A 16,460-nucleotide genomic window follows, 5' to 3' on the forward strand; every position below is an offset into this window, starting at 1 on the left:
CCTACGAGTCGCGGGTGCCCGGAACACGACCGGCGGGTGACCGGGAACTGAACACTCGTCTACATGCGTCGTGGACGACGTGCAGGCGACTACGCGCCGACGGGCCCGGAGTTCTCCATCACGACCAGGAAGTCGACCGTGCCGCTCTCGGCGACCGTGACGAACCCCAGGCTCGGAGCTTGTACGCCGACCTCGGACCACGTCACCGGGATCGAGGCCGAGGCGATGAGGTGTTCGCCGGTCCGCAGCACATCCACGTCGACGGTCGCGGGCACGGTGGTGCCCTTGACGGTCAGCTCCACCGGCATCGGGATCGTCGCGGTGGTGCCGTCGCTGGGCAGCCCGGCGAGGTCGACCTCCCCGGTCAGGTCGAGCGTGGCGACCGGGTGCCCGTCCGCGTCGAGGATCTCGGGGGACCGCCCGGTTGTCGCGGGCGCCGTTGTCGGTGGCCAGGTCACCGACGCGGACGTCGAAGGAACCGGAGGTGAGGGTGGATCCGGCGATCTCGATGCGGCCGGTGACCTCGCCGGTGCTGCCGACCACCGTGACCGGTTCACCGTTGAGGATCTCGTCGACCGTGTATCCGGCGGTCGTCCGATTTGATCCGGAACCGGGGATGACCGTCCACGTGCCCTCGAGCTCGCCGGCCGGCGCCTCGGCCCGGCCTGTGGAGATGGTGGTGACGGAGGAGTCGTCACCGCCGCGGGCGGCGCGGTAGAGGGACGGGCCGGCGACGATCCCGATGACGACGAGGACCAGTACGACTACTACGACGACGGCGACGAGCGGTCCGGGCTTCAGGGAGCGTGTCCGCATGGTCGGATTCTACTCGCGGCCCTCACACCAGACCGAGGTCGCGGGCCCGGGCCACCGCCGCGGTCCGTGAGGTGACACCGAGTTTGTCGAACACGTGCACCAGGTGCGTCTTGACCGTCGCCTCCGACACGTGGAGTGACGAGGCCGCCTGTCGGTTGGTGGCGCCTCCGGCCACCGCCTGGAGCACCTGCGTCTCGCGCTCGGTCAGCACAGGACGTGGGGCACGCAGGTGTCCCATCAGCGTCGCGGCGACGGTGGGGGACAGTGCACTCTCCCCGGCGGCTGCCGCGCGCACCGCCCCGAGCAGTTCCTCCGGGTCGGCGTCCTTGAGCAGGTAGCCGCACGCCCCGGCTTCGATCGCGCCCACGATGTCCGCATCCGTGTCGTGGCTGGTGAGTACCAGGACCTGGGGTGGGTCGGGGAGTGAGCGCAGGATGGCGGTGGCACGGACCCCGGCACGCGCGTCGCCGGCGAACCGCAGGTCCATCAGAACCACGTCCACGTCGCCGATCCGACTCCGATCGACCGCGGCCGTCGGCTCGGGAACGTCGGCGATCACATCGATCGTCTGATCGGAGGCCAGTAAGGCCCGCAGGCCGGTCCGGACCACGGCGTGGTCGTCCGCGATGAGTACGCGGATCCGGGTCGACGTGGGCTGCGACTGTGGATGCGGCGGCGGTGTCGTCGTCATGATTCTCTCCTCCCGGCCGGCCACACCGCACGCACCGTCGTACCGCGTCCCACCCCGGATTCCACCTCGAGCGTCCCACCCAGGTCGGCCACGCGTCGCGACATCCCGTCGAGCCCGAACGCGGCGGCGGTCCGTGGGGCACCCGGATCGAAGCCACGGCCGTCGTCGGTGATCGTCAGCGCCAGGCTGACGGGGGCCGCGTGCTCCTCGTCCGGCACGCTCACCTCCTCCGAGACGATCACCTCGTCCGACACGATCACCGTGATCTCCGACGGTGCGCCGTGCCGGACGGCATTGAACAGGGCCTCCTGCACCACCCGCACCGACGCGGCCGCGAGCTCCGACGGAGGTTCGGTCGCCAGACCGCCCACCACGGTCACCTCGATATCCGGATACTCCGCACGGACCCGGTCGGCCACGCGGCCCAGGGCCCCGACGAGGGTGACCCCCTCCAGGGGCGCGGGGCGGAGCGCCTCGATCAGGCGGCGCGTCTCGGCGAGGTTCTCGCCGGCTACCTCACGGGCCAGGCGGATCTGCTCGACCGCCGGGTGGGACGGATCGGCGCGCTCGGCGGCGTGCAACAACATCCCGATGCTCGCCAGCCCCTGCGCGACGGTGTCGTGGATCTCCCCGGCGAGCCGCGCACGCTCGCTCTCCCGCCCCACTTGACGTTGCCGCGCCGCGAGAACCGACCTCGTGGCCACCAGCTCGGCGATCACCTCACGCCGGGCGCGGGACTCCGCGTGCAGCGCGCGCACCCCCGCCGACAAACCCAGCGCGACCAGGGCACCGACCACCGGACCCACCACACCCGCGGGCGTGAACCCGTGGTGCAACCCGAGGGCCACCACCGCCACCGCCGCGAGCGCGGCCACCGCCACCGCGCCCACCCAGGCGCCGAGGAGGAACTGGGCGAGGAAGAACAACGGGAACACCAGGTAAGCGGCCTCCGGGACCTGGACGACCAGCGCGGCCCACAGCGCCAGGACCGCCGCGAGCCAGCCCAGCCGTACCGCGCGCCTCGTTGTGCGGCGACGATCCCACACGGTCCCCGCCACGTACACGGCGGCGAACCCGACAGCGGCCGCCACCGCCGGGAGATCGGGCTCGCCCGTGGAGTCGCGATGAGCGGACACGAGAGTGAGGACCAGCAGCGCCGCCACCAAGGTGTGCAGAGCGACCTGCAACTGCGCGAACACCGCGCGCACCCCGGCCGACTCGGGAGGCAGCTCCATCTCGGGCACGGGCGCAGAGGTCACCCGCTCGACGCTAGCGCCTGCGGTGAGGCGGGCGCATCCACCGAACGGTTGACCCGCGACTCCACCGATCGACCCCGAGGAACCAACCGCTCGTCCGATTCGGATCCGCCGCGGCGCGACGAGCCTTGAGGGCAGACCTTCACGAGAGGAAAACCCATGTTCTTCGCACTGCGCGAACTCCGCACCGCCCGCTGGCGCTTCGCCCTGATCACCGGCGTCGTCCTGCTGCTGTCCGTCCTGGTGTCCGGGCTGCTCGGCCTCACCGCCGGCCTGGCCGGGCAGAGCGTGTCCGCGCTCCGCGCCCTCGGCAGTGGTGGCGCGTCCTTCGTCCTGCCCGCCGACGCCGACGGCGCCGTGGACCTCGACCGCGCCGCACTGACCACCGAACAGATCGACGCCGTCACCGCCGCCGACCCCACCGCGGTTCCGGTGGGGATCGCGCGCGTCACCCTCGACGACGGGAGCGAGACCGGCGTCGCGGCCGTCGCCGTGGGACTGTCGGCCCCCGTGGGCTCGGTGGCCGTACCCGGCGGGGGAGCGGGCCTGGTCACCGACGGGGTCGACGACGAGCTGGGCGCCGACATCCGGTCGATCGGGGTCAACGGCACGTCTCTCGCGGTGACCGGTGAGGCCGGCGACCTCTGGCACTCCCACACCCCGGTCGTGGTGACCGACCTCGACACCTGGCGTGACCTCGCGCCGCGGGGTGGGCCGGCCACGATGATGGCGGTCGACGGCGGGGGCTCGGGTGCTGTGGGCTCGGGTGACCCCGGCTCCGGCCTGGCGACGGTCGACGCCGACGGACTGGTCGATTCCCTGCCCTCGCACCGTGCCGAGAACACCTCGCTCACCACCATGACCTCCATGCTGCTGGCTGTGACCGCGCTGGTCGTGGGTGCGTTCTTCACCGTGTGGGGCATGCAGCGCCGCCCCGACATCGCCGTGCTCAAGGCTCTCGGTGCCTCCACGGGCGCCGTGATCCGGGACTCGCTCGGTCAGGCCGCGTTCGTCCTCGCGGTGGGCGTGGGAGGCGGCGTCGCGATCACCGCGCTCCTCGGACTCCTCATCGGGGGAACCGTCCCGTTCGTCGTGTCCGCCGGGACCACGCTGGTGCCGGCGCTGCTCCTCGGCGGGCTCGGCCTGGCCGGTGCCGCGGTCTCCCTGCGCCCGGTCGTGACCGTCGACCCCACTACCGCCCTCGGCGCCTCGCGATGACACGTCGCGACGCCTGTCCACACCACCTGCACACCTCACAAGGGAGAACCCCCATGTCCACCGCCCTGCGCCCCAACGGTTCGGCTTCGGCGAACCCCACCCACACCACACAGCACGCCGGGAGCAGCAACCAGGCGCTCCGCCTGGAGGACGTCGTCCTGACCTACCCCGACGGTCTGGGACGCGTGACGGCAGTCGACTCCGTGAGCCTGACGATCGATCGCGGGCGCAGTCTCGCGGTGACCGGTCCGTCCGGCTCCGGCAAGTCGAGCCTTCTCGCCGTGTCCGCCACGCTCACCCGACCCGACTCCGGGCAGGTGATGCTCCAGACCCCCGACGCCCTGGTGGACCTCGCAACGGTTGACCGGACCCGCGCCGCCGAACTACGACGGACCGAGATCGGGATCGTCTTCCAGCAGTCCAACCTCCTGGACTCGCTCACCGCCCGCGAACAGCTCGAGGCGATGGCGTGGCTCGGGACGCGGCCCTCCCGGGCGGTACGGCACGCCGCCCGGACCCGCGCCGAGGGCCTGCTCGACGTGGTGGGTCTGGGCGACATGGCCGGACGCCCGGTCGGCGCCCTGTCCGGCGGCCAGCGGCAGCGCGTGGCTGTTGCGCGTGCACTGATGGGACAGCCGTCGCTCGTCCTGGCAGACGAGCCCACCAGCGCGCTGGACTCCGAATCCGGCGCGGCGGTCATGGACCTGCTGCTCGGCACGACCCGCGACCTCGGTGTGGCGCTGATGCTCGTCACCCACGACGCGGGCCTCGCCGCCCGCTGCGATGACCAGATCACGGTGGTCGACGGCGCTGTGGTCTGACCCGGGATCGGCGTGGTCCCGCCCCACCCGGGTGGGCGGGGCCGCGGGGCACGGACCCGTCACTAGACTGGTCCCGATCCCTAGGAAAGGCCACAGCATGCTCTCCCGCATCGACCTGCGCGGACGCACCCTCGGCAGAGCCGAGCTGCGCCGTACGCTCCCTCGTGGCGCGGCCGACGTCGACTCCGTTGTCGACGTGGTGCGCCCGGTCGTCGAGTCGGTGCGCGAGCACGGGGCCACCGCGGCGCGCGAGTACGGCGAGAAGTTCGACGGCGTCCGGCCGGCGTCCGTCCGGGTACCGGCCGAGGTCATCGCCCGTGCCGCCGAGGAGCTCGAGCCCCGGATCCGCGACGCCCTGACCGAGGCGATCCGCCGGGCCCGCATCGTCCACGCGGCGCAGAAGCGCACCGACACCGTCACCGAGGTCGCCCCGGGTGGATTCGTCACCGAGAAGTGGGTGCCCGTCGAGCGTGTCGGTCTCTATGTTCCCGGCGGGAAGGCCGTCTACCCGTCCAGCGTGATCATGAATGTCGTCCCCGCGCAGGTCGCCGGGGTCGGGTCCCTGGTCGTGGCCTCCCCGCCCCAGGCCGAGTTCGACGGCTGGCCGCACCCCACGATCCTCGCGGCGTGCGCGCTGCTCGGGGTCGACGAGGTCTGGGCGGTCGGCGGTGCGCAGGCCGTCGCGCTGTTGGCCTACGGCGGGCAGGACACCGGCACCGATTCCACCCCCGGCTCTGATGTTGACCCCGGCACCGACTCCGGCACCGACTCCGGCACCGACTCCGGTGCCGCGGCGGAGGCGGCGGAGCTCGAGCCCGTCGACATCGTCACCGGCCCTGGAAACGTCTATGTCACTGCCGCTAAGCGACTCTGCCGCAGCGTCGTGGGCATCGACTCCGAGGCCGGCCCCACCGAGATCGCGGTGCTGGCCGACGACAGCGCGGACCCCGTGCACGTGGCCTACGACCTCATCAGCCAGGCCGAGCACGACCCGAACGCGGCCAGCGTCCTGGTGACCGATTCCGAGGCGTTCGCCGACACGGTGGACCGCGAGATCGAGGCCCGCTACGAGGTGACCCTCAACTCCGACCGTGTGCGTGAGGCACTCGAGGGCCCGCAGTCGGCCATCGTGCTGGTGGACAACATCGAGGTCGGCCTGCAGGTCGTCGACGCCTACGCCGCCGAGCACCTCGAGGTCCAGACCCGGAACTCCGCCGCGGACGCCGCCAGCGTGCGCAATGCCGGCGCGATCTTCGTGGGGTCGTACTCGCCGGTGCCACTGGGCGACTACGCCGCGGGCTCGAACCACGTCCTGCCCACCTCCGGAACCGCCCGGCACTCGTCGGGACTGAGCGTGCAGACGTTTCTGCGCGGGATCCACGTCGTGGACTACGACGAGGCCGCGCTCAAGGAGATCGCCCCCACCGTGGTGGCGCTCGCCGACGCCGAGCGGCTCCCTGCGCACGGTGAAGCGGTCCGTGCCCGGTTCGAGGATCTCGCCGCAGGGGAGGACGTGCAGTGAGCGCGAACCCGCGTCCCGGTGTGGGACTGGACGCCCTCCCGCTGCGCGAGAACCTGCGGGGCCGCAGTGCCTACGGGGCCCCGCAGCTCGAGGTGCCCGTCCAGCTCAACACCAACGAGAACCCGCACCCGCCGAGTGACGAACTCGTGGCCGACATCGCCGCGGCGGTGTCCCGGGCCGCGGCCGACCTCAACCGCTATCCCGATCGCGACGCGGTCGGGCTGCGCACTGATCTGGCCGCGTACCTGACCCGGCAGACCGGGGTGGACCTCGACGTGGACATGGTGTGGGCGGCCAACGGATCCAACGAGATCCTGCAGCAGCTGCTCCAGGCGTTCGGCGGCCCCGGCCGGACCGCGATGGGGTTCGTCCCCAGCTACTCCATGCACCCGATCCTCGCCGCCGGGACCGAAACGGAGTGGATCCCGGTCGACCGCGCCGCAGATCTGTCGATCGACGTCGACGCCGCGGTGGCCGCCCTCGCCGAGCACCGGCCCGACGTGTTGTTCGTGACCACCCCCAACAACCCGACCGGGCACGTGGTGGACAACGACGATCTCCGCCGGCTCCTGGACGCCGCTCCGGGGATCGTCGTGGTGGACGAGGCATATGCCGAGTTCTCCCCGTCCCCGAGCGCGTGCACGCTCCTGGCCGAGTACCCCACGAAGCTGGTCGTCAGCCGGACCATGAGCAAGGCGTTCGCCTTCGCCGGGGGACGGCTCGGCTATTTCGCCGCCGATCCGTCGTTCGTCGAGGCCGTCCTCCTGGTGCGACTGCCGTACCACCTGTCGATGGTGACCCAGGCCGCCGCCCGGGCGGCGCTCCGTCATGCGGACGAGACCCTCGCCTCGGTCGCGCTGTTGTCCCACGAGCGCAAGCGCGTGACCGCCGGGCTCGAGGAGCAGGGCTACGAGGTGCTGCCGAGCGAGGCCAACTTCGTGCTCTACGGCCCGTTCGTCGATGCGCCCCGGGCGTGGCAGAGGTACCTCGACGCAGGAGTGCTCATCCGCGACGTGGGCATCCCGGGTCGACTTCGTGCGACCATCGGGCTCGAGCACGAGAACGATCGGCTGCTCGAGGTGAGCGCCGAACTGGCGGCGGACGAGATCGCGCCACTACCGGAGGAGAAGCGATGAGCGAGCAGACCGCACGGCGGGGCCGGGTCTCCAGGACCACCAAGGAGTCGGAGATCGTCGTGGAGATCGATCTCGACGGCACCGGTCAGACCGACATCTCGACAGGTGTCCCGTTCTTCGACCACATGCTCACCGCCTTCGGTCAGCACGGGGCCTTCGACCTGACGGTCCGCGCGACCGGGGACATCGACATCGAGGCGCACCACACGGTGGAGGACACAGCCATCGTCCTCGGGCAGGCGCTGGGCCAGGCGCTCGGCGACAAGCGGGGCATCCGTCGGTTCGGCCAGTGCTCCCTGCCGATGGACGAGACCCTCGCCGAGGCCGTCGTCGACGTCTCGGGACGCCCTTACTGCGTCCACAGCGGCGAGCCCGACATGATGATCGGCTACGTCCTGACCGGACACGACAGTGCGCCGTACGGCACGGTCCTCAACAAGCACGTCTTCGAGACCCTGGCCTACAACGCCCGGATCGCCCTGCATGTGATCGTCCACTACGGCCGCGACCCGCACCACATCACCGAGGCCGAGTACAAGGCGGTGGCACGAGCGCTGCGCGCCGCGGTCGAACCGGATCCGCGCATCACGGGGATCCCGTCGACCAAGGGCGCACTGTGATGCCGACGTGACTGCACCTGGTGCGACACCGGGGGCGTTGAGGCAGCTGATCCGGACGCCGGGTGTGCTCGCGGCGTTCGTCCTCGTACTCCTCGCGTTCGGCGGTTTCTCGCTGCTGCTGCCGGTGGTCCCGCTCGCCGTGGTCCGCGGCGGGGGCAGCGAGTTCGTCGCCGGTGCCACCACCGGTGTCTTCATGACCGTGACGGTGCTGTTCCAGCTCCTCACGCCGAAGCTGAACACGCTGATCGGCTACCGCGGGACGCTCGCGGTGGGCAGTTCGCTCCTCGGCCTGCCTTCCGGACTGCTGGCCCTGCTCGACGGCCCGTTCGCGGTGCTCGCCATCAGTGGTGTCCGCGGAGCCGGTTTCGGCATGATGACCGTCGCCGGGTCGGCGCTCGTGGCCGAACTCGCGCCGCCCGGAATGCTCGGTCGGGCCACGTCGTTGGTCGGCCTGGCGGTCGGCATCTCCGAGGCACTGTTCCTCCCGGCGGGACTGTGGGTGCTGGACGTGTTCGGCCTCCCGACCGTCGCGTGGGGAGCAACTGCGTTCGGCGCGGTCGGCCTTCTCGCGGCGGTCCGGCTGCCGAAGGTCTATCCGGCTCCGGCGGAGCCCGCGGAGACCTCTGCGCTCGACACGCGGAGGGTCTTCGTCCTGCTCGCCGGGCCGTTCCTGGTGATGCTCGCCGTCTCGCTGCCCTACGGTGCCGCCGCGTCCTTCCTCTCCCCGGCCCTCGACTCGATCGTCCACGGGAGCGGAGCGGTCGTCGCGGGCGTGGGACTCGGACTGCTCGGCGTCGGTGTGATCGTCGGACGGACCTTCGCGGGCCTCGTTTCCGACCGCCGTGGTCCGGGGGCGCTCGTCTTCCCGGGGCTCGGCGCGGCCGCGCTCGGCATGGTCGGGATCTCGGCGTTGGTGGCGACCGGGTCGGACCCGTGGTGGTTCCTCGTGCCGACCATCGTGTTCGGCCTCGGGTTCGGCGCGGTGCAGAACGATGCACTGGTCGCGTCATTCGAGCGCATGCCGCGGTCACGGCTCGGCACCGCGTCGGCCTCGTGGAACATCTCGTTCGACACCGGCACGGGCTTGGGCTCGATCGTCATGGGCGGCCTCGCCGGCTTCGGCTACGTGGTGCTGTTCGCAGTGGCGGCCGGCATCGTCCTCGTCGTCGGTGGGCCCGCCACCGTCGCCGCCCGACGTACCCGCCCCGCGCGGGAGATACCCCTGCCCGACACCGGCGATAAGGTGGACGAATGACGACCAAGGCCACGCGCGTGGCACTACTGGACTACGGATCCGGCAATCTCCGATCAGCGCAACGGGCGTTGGAGAAGGTCGGCGCGACCGTCGACCTGACCTCGGACGCACGAACGGCCACCGAGGCCGAGGCGCTCGTGGTGCCCGGTGTCGGCGCGTTCGCCGCTTGCATGCAGGGCCTGGCGGAGGTCAAGGGACCACGGATCATCGGCGAGCGTCTCGCCGGATCCCGCCCCGTCCTCGGCATCTGTGTCGGGATGCAGGTCATGTTCGACCGTGGCCTCGAGTTCGCCGACGGGGAACACGTCGAGTCCACGGGCGTCGCGGGCTGCGGCGAATGGCCGGGAGTCGTGGAGCGGCTCGAGGCGCCGGTGCTGCCCCACATGGGCTGGAACACGGTCGATGCCGCACCGGATACAGTGCTCTTCGACGGCATGGCCGCCGACGAGCGCTTCTACTTCGTCCACTCCTACGGTGTCCGCAGCTGGGAGATGGAACCGTCGGAGTACCTCCGCGCGCCGCTGGTCACGTGGGCGACGCACGGCAGCCCGTTCGTCGCGGCGGTGGAGAACGGTCCGCTCTCGGCCACGCAGTTCCACCCCGAGAAGTCCGGTGACGCGGGACTCCACCTGCTCGAGAACTGGATCCGGTCCGTTGGCTAGGGGCGGGAGTTCGCCGGTGCCGGTGTCGTTCGCGACCCTCGCGCTGTGGGTCGCCGGGGCCGGAGTGCTCGGGCTCGGGCTCACCGCCGTCGTCGTCGCCCTTCTCCCGGTCGGTCCGGTGGGTAAAGCCATTGCGGCACTCGTCGGCATCATCGGCACGATCGTGGCGATGGGCGTCGCGTCGAGCAGGATCACTGACCGCGCGATCCGCGCCGAGTACGGCGACCCCTCCGACGAGGTGGGCGATGACGAACCCCCCGCTCCGTAACGACTAGGCTGACCCCCGTGACCAACGCTTCTTACCTCGAACTCCTGCCCGCCGTCGACGTCGCGGACGGCCAGGCCGTCCGCCTCGTCCAGGGCGAGGCGGGGACCGAGACCTCGTACGGATCGCCGCTGGACGCCGCACGGCAGTGGCAGACGGACGGAGGCGAGTGGGTCCATCTCGTGGACCTCGACGCCGCATTCGGGCGGGGGAGCAACCGCGAGTTACTCGCCGAGGTCGTGGGGACCCTCGACATCAAGGTCGAGATGTCGGGCGGCATCCGCGACGACGCGTCGCTCGAGGCCGCACTGGCCACCGGGTGTGCCCGCGTCAACATCGGCACCGCCGCACTGGAGAACCCGGACTGGTGCCGCTCGGCGATCGACCGCCACGGTGACCGGATCGCTGTGGGGCTCGACGTCCGCGTGGTGGACGGTGAGCCCCGGCTGCGCGGACGGGGCTGGGTCTCCGACGGCGGCAACCTCTGGGAGGTCCTCGAGCGCCTCGACCGGGACGGATGCGCCCGTTACGTCGTGACCGACGTCTCCAAGGACGGGATGCTGAACGGCCCGAACCTCGAGATGCTCTCGCAGGTCTGCGCGGCCACCTCCGCACCCGTCGTCGCCTCCGGTGGGGTGTCCTCCGTCGCCGACCTCGAGGCCATTGCCACGCTGGTCCCGCAGGGCGTCGAGGGCGCGATCGTGGGCAAGGCGCTCTACGCCGGACGCTTCACCCTGCCCGAGGCACTGGCCGCCGTCAGCGTGCGCCACACGTCGTGACAGTCGGGTAGCTCCGTACGCCACGACCTCGAGCAGGAGGACCGAGATGACTGATCTGACCGGAGACTCGCTGCCGACGACCCTGCCCGTCGACCCTGACGAGGCGATGGCACTGGCGTCGCGCCTCCTCGACGAGATCACCCCGAGGTTCATCGACGGAGTGGGTGCACCCGGCATCCAGTTCAAGAGTTCTCGCAACGATTTCGCGACCGAACTCGATCTCGAGTTGGAGCGGCGCCTCGCGGTCGGACTACGCGAGGGCACCGGTCTCGAGGTACACGGCGAGGAGTTCGGTGGGCCGCCGGTCAACGAGGGAACGCTGTGGGTCGTGGACCCGATCGACGGCACCGCGAACTACTCCCTGGGGATCCCCACGACCGGCATCCTGGTGTCCCTCGTCCATGAGAGCCAGCCCGTACTCGGGTTGACCTGGCTCCCGCTGCTCGGTCTCCGGTTCACCTCCGTGGCGGGCCGCCCGCTCCGGCAGAACGGCGACGAGCTGCCGCGACTCGGCGAGGTGTCGATCCGCGACTCGGCGCTCGGACTGGGCTCACTCTCAACGGGCGCACGGGGCACGTACCCTCCCGCCTACCGACGTGAGGTGTCCGACCGGCTCTCCGTGGCCGCCGCCCGCACCCGCAAGTTCGGGTCCACGGGCGTCGACCTGGCGTTCGTCGCCTCGGGCAGACTCTCCGCGGCGGTGAGCTTCGGCAACCACGCCTGGGACAACGCCGCCGGGGCGTCGCACATCCGGTCCGCCGGCGGAGTGGTCACCGACCTCGCAGGACAGCAGTGGTCGATCGAATCACGGTCGATGCTCGCCGCGGGGCCGCTCGCGCACGCCGAGGTCCTCAACACCGTCTCCGAACTGGGAGGACCGGGCACTTTCCTCGAAGTGGGTCGCCGACGGGCGGCCCCGGAACCCGAGAGCCCGCGTCCGCGGCTCGAGGGAGAATGATAGGAGAACCATGTCACTGGCAACCAGGGTGATCCCCTGCCTGGACGTCGACGCCGGCCGCGTGGTCAAGGGCGTGAATTTCCTCGACCTGCGTGACGCCGGCGACCCTGTCGAACTGGCCGCCGCGTACGGCGCCCAGGGGGCCGACGAACTGACGTTCCTCGACGTGACCGCGTCCTCGTCCGGTCGCGGCACGATGATCGACGTCGTCAAGCGCACCGCCGACCAGATCTTCATCCCGCTGACCGTCGGGGGCGGGGTGCGGACGGCCGAGGACGTCGACCAACTGCTCCGCGCCGGCGCCGACAAGGTCAGCGTCAACACCGCCGCCATCGCCCGCCCGGAGCTGCTCGGCGAGCTCAGTCGGCGATTCGGATCGCAGTGCATCGTCCTGTCCGTCGACGCCCGTACCGTTCCGGAGGGTGAGGCGGCCACGCCGTCCGGATGGGAGGTCACCACGCACGGCGGCCGTCGCGGAACCGGGATCGACGCGGTCGAGTGGGCCGTGCGCGGTCAGGAGCTCGGGGTGGGGGAGATCCTCCTCAACTCGATGGACGCCGACGGCACCAAGGCAGGGTTCGACCTGGACATGGTCCGTGCAGTCCGCGCGGCGGTCACCATCCCCGTCATCGCCTCGGGTGGCGCCGGTGCGGTCGAGCACTTCGCCCCGGCCGTGCACGCCGGCGCCGACGCTGTCCTCGCGGCGAGTGTCTTCCACTTCGGTGAGATGACGATCGGGGACGTGAAGCAGGCGATGGCCTCCGACGGGATCACTGTCCGATGAGCGGGTACCACCTGGACGCAGCCATCGCCGAGCGACTCACCCGTACCGCCGACGGACTCGTCGCGGCGGTCGTGCAGGACGCCACCTCGGGTCGGGTGTTGATGATGGCGTGGATGGATGACGCCGCGCTCGCCGAGACCCTGGCGACCCGACGCGGCGTGTACTTCTCCCGATCGCGCGGTCAGCGGTGGGTGAAGGGGGAGACCTCCGGCCATGTCCAGCATGTGCGCAGCGTCGAGATCGACTGCGACGGCGACACCGTCTTGCTCCGGGTCGACCAGACGGGCGCGGCCTGCCACAACGGCACCACCAGTTGTTTCGACACCGCCACACTTCTCCGGGAGGACTGATCACTCGTGCCCTTCATCCAGATCAACCAGCTCGCCGGCATGCCGGCAGCGGACAAGGCCCGCGTGATCGAGGCTGTCACGGCCGCGTACGCCGAGGCGTCGGGGAAGGACCCGGCCAAGGTGTGGGTCCACGTGGCCGACATGCCACGCGATTCCTTCGGGGTCGGCGGCAAGGTCGCCGAATGACCACCCGGACCACCTCGTTCGAACAGTTCCGGGCGCTTGCTGCCGGGCACCGCGTGGTCCCCGTGGTGCGCACGGTCCTGGCGGACTCGGAGACCCCGCTGTCGGCGTACGTCAAGCTCGCCGGCGACCGCCCTGGCACGTTCCTGCTCGAGTCCGCCGAGCACGGTCGGTCGTGGTCCCGCTGGTCGTTCATCGGGTGCGGCGCGGCGGCGGCGCTGACGGTTGATCCCGAGGGTGAGGCGACCTGGTGGGGCAACGTGCCGGCGGGTGCGCCGACCGGCGGTGACCCACTGGAGGCGCTGCGGCGGACACTGGAGCTGCTGCGTACGGACCAGATCGAGGGGCTCCCGCCGCTGACCTCCGGCATGGTCGGCTACCTCGGGTACGACATCGTGCGCCGCCTCGAGAGGATCGAGCCCGACACGATCGACGACCTGCAGGTGCCCGAGCTGGTCCAGCTCCTGGCCACGGATCTCGCCGCCTTCGACCACCACGAGGGGCGCATCCATCTCATCGCCAACGCGGTCAACTGGGACGGTAGCGACGAGCGGATCGACGAGGCCTACCGGGACGCGGTGGCGCGGGTGGAATCGATGACCTCAAGGCTCGCCACACCCGGCGCCGGCGGGGTCAGCGTCTTCGACACCGCCGTGCCGGACGTACGCCGCGGAACGGACGAGGCGACCTACCACGCCAGGGTCGCGGACATCATCGAGCAGATCCATGCCGGTGAGTCGTTCCAGGTGGTGATCAGTCAGCGCTTCGAGGTGGACGCCTCCGCCTCCCCGCGGGACGTCTACCGGATCCTGCGGACCACGAACCCGAGCCCGTACATGTTCCTCATGACCATCCCGGACGGGACCGGCGAGGACGGCTTCGGCGGCACCGCGTTCACCATCGTGGGGTCGAGCCCCGAGGCGTTGGTGACCGTCACCGACGGGACGGCGACGACGCACCCGATCGCGGGGACCAGGCCCAGGGGTGACGACGACGAGCACGACGTACTGCTCGCCAAGGACCTCGTCGCCGACGAGAAGGAGAACGCCGAGCACCTCATGCTCGTCGACCTGGGACGAAACGACCTGGGCCGGGTGTGCGAACCGGGGACCGTGACGGTGACCGAGTTCCGCCAGGTCGAGCGCTACAGCCACGTGATGCATCTCGTCTCGACCGTGACGGGGCGACTCGCGCAGGGCTACTCCGGTCTCGACGCGGTGACCGCGTGCTTCCCGGCGGGAACCCTCTCGGGCTCTCCCAAGCCACGGGCGCTGCAGATCATCGAGGACCTCGAGGACACGCGGCGCGGGGTCTACGGCGGCGTTGTCGGCTACGTCGACTTCGCCGGCAACACCGATCAGGCGATCGCCATCCGGTCCGCCGTCATCAAGGACGGCACCGCGTACGTCCAGGCGGGCGCCGGGATCGTCGCCGACTCGGTCGCGGCGTCCGAGGACGAGGAGTGCCGCAACAAGGCGATGGCGGTGCTGCGCGCGGTCGCGGCGGCGGAGACGCTGCGCGACGCCGGTGCGCCGGACGACGGGGAGGGGACACGGTGAACCAACGGTCACGCCTGCTCGTCCCCGTCGTGCTGCTGCTCGTCGGGGCGATCCTGCTCTGGATCGCCTCCCGTGTGGTCTGGCTCGACGTGGAGGCCTTCAACGACCAGTCGGGCACGGCGGCCCGGTCGCTGACCGGCGGGCAGTGGCAGCCTGCGCTGGTCCCGCTCGCGCTCGGCGCGGTGGCGGCCATCGCCGCCGTGGCCCTGGTCCGTGGACTGGGCGCGCGCATCGTCGGTGCCGTCGTCGCCCTCCTCGGTGTGGCGGCGGCGACGCTCGCGTTCTCCGGTATCGGGGGCATCGACGCCGACAGGGTCCACTCGATCGTCACCAGTGGGGAGGGGCCCGCCCGCACCAACGCCGGTCCTGACCAGACGGGCACGGCCGCCGTCCCCGTCTGGTCGCAGATCTCCGAGATCTCCGCCCGGTCGACGGGGCCCGCGGCGACAGGAGCCGGTGCCGCAGCGCTGCTCGCGGCGGGTCTGCTGGTGATGGTGCGACCGGCCGCCGCGGTGCGGCGGGACGACCGCTACGTCACCCCTGCCGCCCGGCGGGCCGAGAAGGCCTCCGCCGACGGTGGCGGGAGTGACACCGGTCGTGACCTCTGGCAGGACCTGGACGACGGCAACGATCCGACCGTCTGAGGCGAGAGCGGGGGACCCGATTCGGGAACCCCGCCGCGGGCCTCTATGGTTGATCTCGATCACACTTTTCCCCATTTCTACCGAGGGAGGTCGCGGTGGGCACCGTGCTCGACTCGATTCTCGACGGGGTCCGTGAGGACGTCGCCGCTCGAGAGGCGGTTCTCGATCTGGAGTCGGTGAAGAAGGCGGCCAAGTCCGCTCCCGCTCCGATCGACGCGCTCAAGGTGCTGCGCGAGCCCGGTGTGGGCGTCATCGCGGAGGTCAAGCGGGCGAGCCCGTCCAAGGGGCAGCTCGCCGACATCCCGGATCCGGCCGTCCTGGCGCAGATGTACGAGGACGGTGGGGCGCGGATCATTTCCTGCCTCACCGAGGAGCGCCGGTTCCACGGCAGTCTCGCGGACCTGGACGCCGTTCGCCGTGCCGTGAACATCCCGGTGCTCCGCAAGGACTTCGTGGTGGGTCCGTACCAGATCCACGAGGCCCGGGCGCACGGTGCCGATCTGGTCCTGCTCATCGTCGCCGCTCTCGAGCAGGAGGCGCTCGTGTCGCTGCTGGACCGCACCGAGTCGCTCGGGATGACCGCGCTGGTCGAGGTCCACACCGAGGAGGAGGCGGACCGGGCGCTCGAGGCCGGGGCCACCGTGATCGGTGTCAACGCGCGCAACCTCAAGACGCTCGAGGTGGACCGCGACGTGTTCTCCCGCATCGCGCCAGGCCTGCCGTCCGACGTGGTGAAGATCGCCGAGTCCGGTGTCCGGGACGCCTCGGATCTGCTGGCGTACGCCAGTGCGGGCGCGGACGCCGTGCTCGTGGGCGAGGGCCTGGTCACCCAGGGCGATCCCCGTGCCGCCTGCAACGCACTGGCCACGGCGGGCGCACACCCGTCCTGCCCGCAGGGCCCCCGCTAGGCCTGTCGGCCGGCGCTCCGGCAGACTGGGAGC

The 16,460-nt window shown here is 71.2% G+C and carries 20 protein-coding genes; 17 read left to right on the forward strand and 3 right to left on the reverse strand.

Annotated features, from left to right (window positions below):
• Positions 1-89: 89 nt before the first annotated feature.
• Positions 90-458 carry a YceI family protein gene (locus OPF83_RS04150; protein WP_264885938.1) on the reverse strand — a complete coding sequence of 123 codons (369 nt, stop codon included), beginning with the start codon at positions 456-458 and terminating at the stop codon, positions 90-92.
• Between the two features lie 26 nt (positions 459-484).
• Between OPF83_RS04150 and OPF83_RS04155 the strand changes: the two genes are divergently transcribed.
• On the forward strand, positions 485-718 hold the full coding sequence (locus OPF83_RS04155) for a hypothetical protein (RefSeq protein WP_264885939.1): 234 nt from the start codon (positions 485-487) through the stop codon (positions 716-718).
• Between the two features lie 120 nt (positions 719-838).
• Here the strand turns inward: OPF83_RS04155 and OPF83_RS04160 are convergent, their stop codons facing one another.
• Both OPF83_RS04160 and OPF83_RS04165 read right to left on the reverse strand, forming a co-directional pair.
• Positions 839-1,507, reverse strand: a complete 669-nt coding sequence (locus tag OPF83_RS04160) for a response regulator transcription factor (RefSeq protein ID WP_264885940.1) — start codon at positions 1,505-1,507, stop codon at positions 839-841.
• Entirely contained in the window at positions 1,504-2,766 is a 1,263-nt protein-coding gene (locus tag OPF83_RS04165; RefSeq protein ID WP_264885941.1) for a sensor histidine kinase, read from the reverse strand. The genes OPF83_RS04160 and OPF83_RS04165 overlap by 4 nt, the downstream gene beginning before the upstream one ends.
• Positions 2,767-2,922: 156 nt before the next feature.
• On the opposite strand from OPF83_RS04165, the gene OPF83_RS04170 reads away from it, so the two are divergent.
• The 16 genes from OPF83_RS04170 (at position 2,923) to trpC (ending at position 16,427) form a co-directional block, all read left to right on the forward strand.
• On the forward strand, positions 2,923-3,981 hold the full coding sequence (locus OPF83_RS04170) for an FtsX-like permease family protein (protein WP_264885942.1): 1,059 nt from the start codon (positions 2,923-2,925) through the stop codon (positions 3,979-3,981).
• A gap of 53 nt (positions 3,982-4,034) precedes the next feature.
• Complete coding sequence (locus OPF83_RS04175) at positions 4,035-4,802, forward strand: ABC transporter ATP-binding protein (RefSeq protein ID WP_264885943.1); 768 nt, start codon at positions 4,035-4,037, stop codon at positions 4,800-4,802.
• Between the two features lie 97 nt (positions 4,803-4,899).
• Complete coding sequence (gene hisD / locus OPF83_RS04180; protein ID WP_264885944.1) at positions 4,900-6,324, forward strand: histidinol dehydrogenase; 1,425 nt, start codon at positions 4,900-4,902, stop codon at positions 6,322-6,324.
• Positions 6,321-7,460, forward strand: coding sequence for a histidinol-phosphate transaminase (locus OPF83_RS04185; protein WP_264885945.1), 1,140 nt, complete (start codon positions 6,321-6,323; stop codon positions 7,458-7,460). Before hisD ends, OPF83_RS04185 begins: the two co-directional genes overlap by 4 nt.
• Positions 7,457-8,080, forward strand: a complete 624-nt coding sequence (gene hisB, locus OPF83_RS04190) for an imidazoleglycerol-phosphate dehydratase HisB (protein ID WP_264885946.1) — start codon at positions 7,457-7,459, stop codon at positions 8,078-8,080. The genes OPF83_RS04185 and hisB overlap by 4 nt, the downstream gene beginning before the upstream one ends.
• Positions 8,081-8,087: 7 nt before the next feature.
• Positions 8,088-9,335, forward strand: coding sequence for an MFS transporter (locus OPF83_RS04195; RefSeq protein WP_264885947.1), 1,248 nt, complete (start codon positions 8,088-8,090; stop codon positions 9,333-9,335).
• Positions 9,332-9,997, forward strand: coding sequence for an imidazole glycerol phosphate synthase subunit HisH (gene hisH, locus OPF83_RS04200; RefSeq protein ID WP_264885948.1), 666 nt, complete (start codon positions 9,332-9,334; stop codon positions 9,995-9,997). Before OPF83_RS04195 ends, hisH begins: the two co-directional genes overlap by 4 nt.
• 16 nt (positions 9,998-10,013) lie before the next feature.
• Positions 10,014-10,265: a hypothetical protein gene (locus OPF83_RS04205; RefSeq protein WP_264885949.1), complete on the forward strand. Its 252-nt coding sequence runs from the start codon at positions 10,014-10,016 to the stop codon at positions 10,263-10,265.
• Positions 10,266-10,282: 17 nt separating this feature from the next.
• Positions 10,283-11,041 (forward strand): bifunctional 1-(5-phosphoribosyl)-5-((5-phosphoribosylamino)methylideneamino)imidazole-4-carboxamide isomerase/phosphoribosylanthranilate isomerase PriA, encoded by a 759-nt coding sequence (priA, locus tag OPF83_RS04210; RefSeq protein ID WP_264885950.1) that lies wholly within the window; start codon positions 10,283-10,285, stop codon positions 11,039-11,041.
• A gap of 46 nt (positions 11,042-11,087) precedes the next feature.
• The gene (locus tag OPF83_RS04215; protein WP_264885951.1) at positions 11,088-11,999 is read left to right on the forward strand and encodes an inositol monophosphatase family protein; all 912 of its coding nucleotides are present in this window, start codon (positions 11,088-11,090) and stop codon (positions 11,997-11,999) included.
• Between the two features lie 10 nt (positions 12,000-12,009).
• Complete coding sequence (gene hisF / locus OPF83_RS04220) at positions 12,010-12,783, forward strand: imidazole glycerol phosphate synthase subunit HisF (RefSeq protein WP_264885952.1); 774 nt, start codon at positions 12,010-12,012, stop codon at positions 12,781-12,783.
• On the forward strand, positions 12,780-13,133 hold the full coding sequence (hisI, locus tag OPF83_RS04225; protein ID WP_264885953.1) for a phosphoribosyl-AMP cyclohydrolase: 354 nt from the start codon (positions 12,780-12,782) through the stop codon (positions 13,131-13,133). Before hisF ends, hisI begins: the two co-directional genes overlap by 4 nt.
• A 6-nt stretch (positions 13,134-13,139) precedes the next feature.
• Positions 13,140-13,319 (forward strand): tautomerase family protein, encoded by a 180-nt coding sequence (locus tag OPF83_RS04230; RefSeq protein ID WP_264885954.1) that lies wholly within the window; start codon positions 13,140-13,142, stop codon positions 13,317-13,319.
• On the forward strand, positions 13,316-14,875 hold the full coding sequence (locus OPF83_RS04235; protein WP_264885955.1) for an anthranilate synthase component I: 1,560 nt from the start codon (positions 13,316-13,318) through the stop codon (positions 14,873-14,875). Before OPF83_RS04230 ends, OPF83_RS04235 begins: the two co-directional genes overlap by 4 nt.
• Complete coding sequence (locus OPF83_RS04240) at positions 14,872-15,519, forward strand: TIGR02234 family membrane protein (RefSeq protein WP_264885956.1); 648 nt, start codon at positions 14,872-14,874, stop codon at positions 15,517-15,519. Before OPF83_RS04235 ends, OPF83_RS04240 begins: the two co-directional genes overlap by 4 nt.
• 95 nt (positions 15,520-15,614) lie before the next feature.
• A complete protein-coding gene (trpC, locus tag OPF83_RS04245; protein ID WP_264885957.1) occupies positions 15,615-16,427 on the forward strand; it encodes an indole-3-glycerol phosphate synthase TrpC in 813 nt (270 codons plus the stop codon).
• Positions 16,428-16,460: the final 33 nt, after the last annotated feature.

The sequence above is a fragment of the Dietzia sp. NCCP-2495 genome (assembly GCF_026011735.1).
Classification (GTDB): Bacteria; Actinomycetota; Actinomycetes; order Mycobacteriales; family Mycobacteriaceae; genus Dietzia.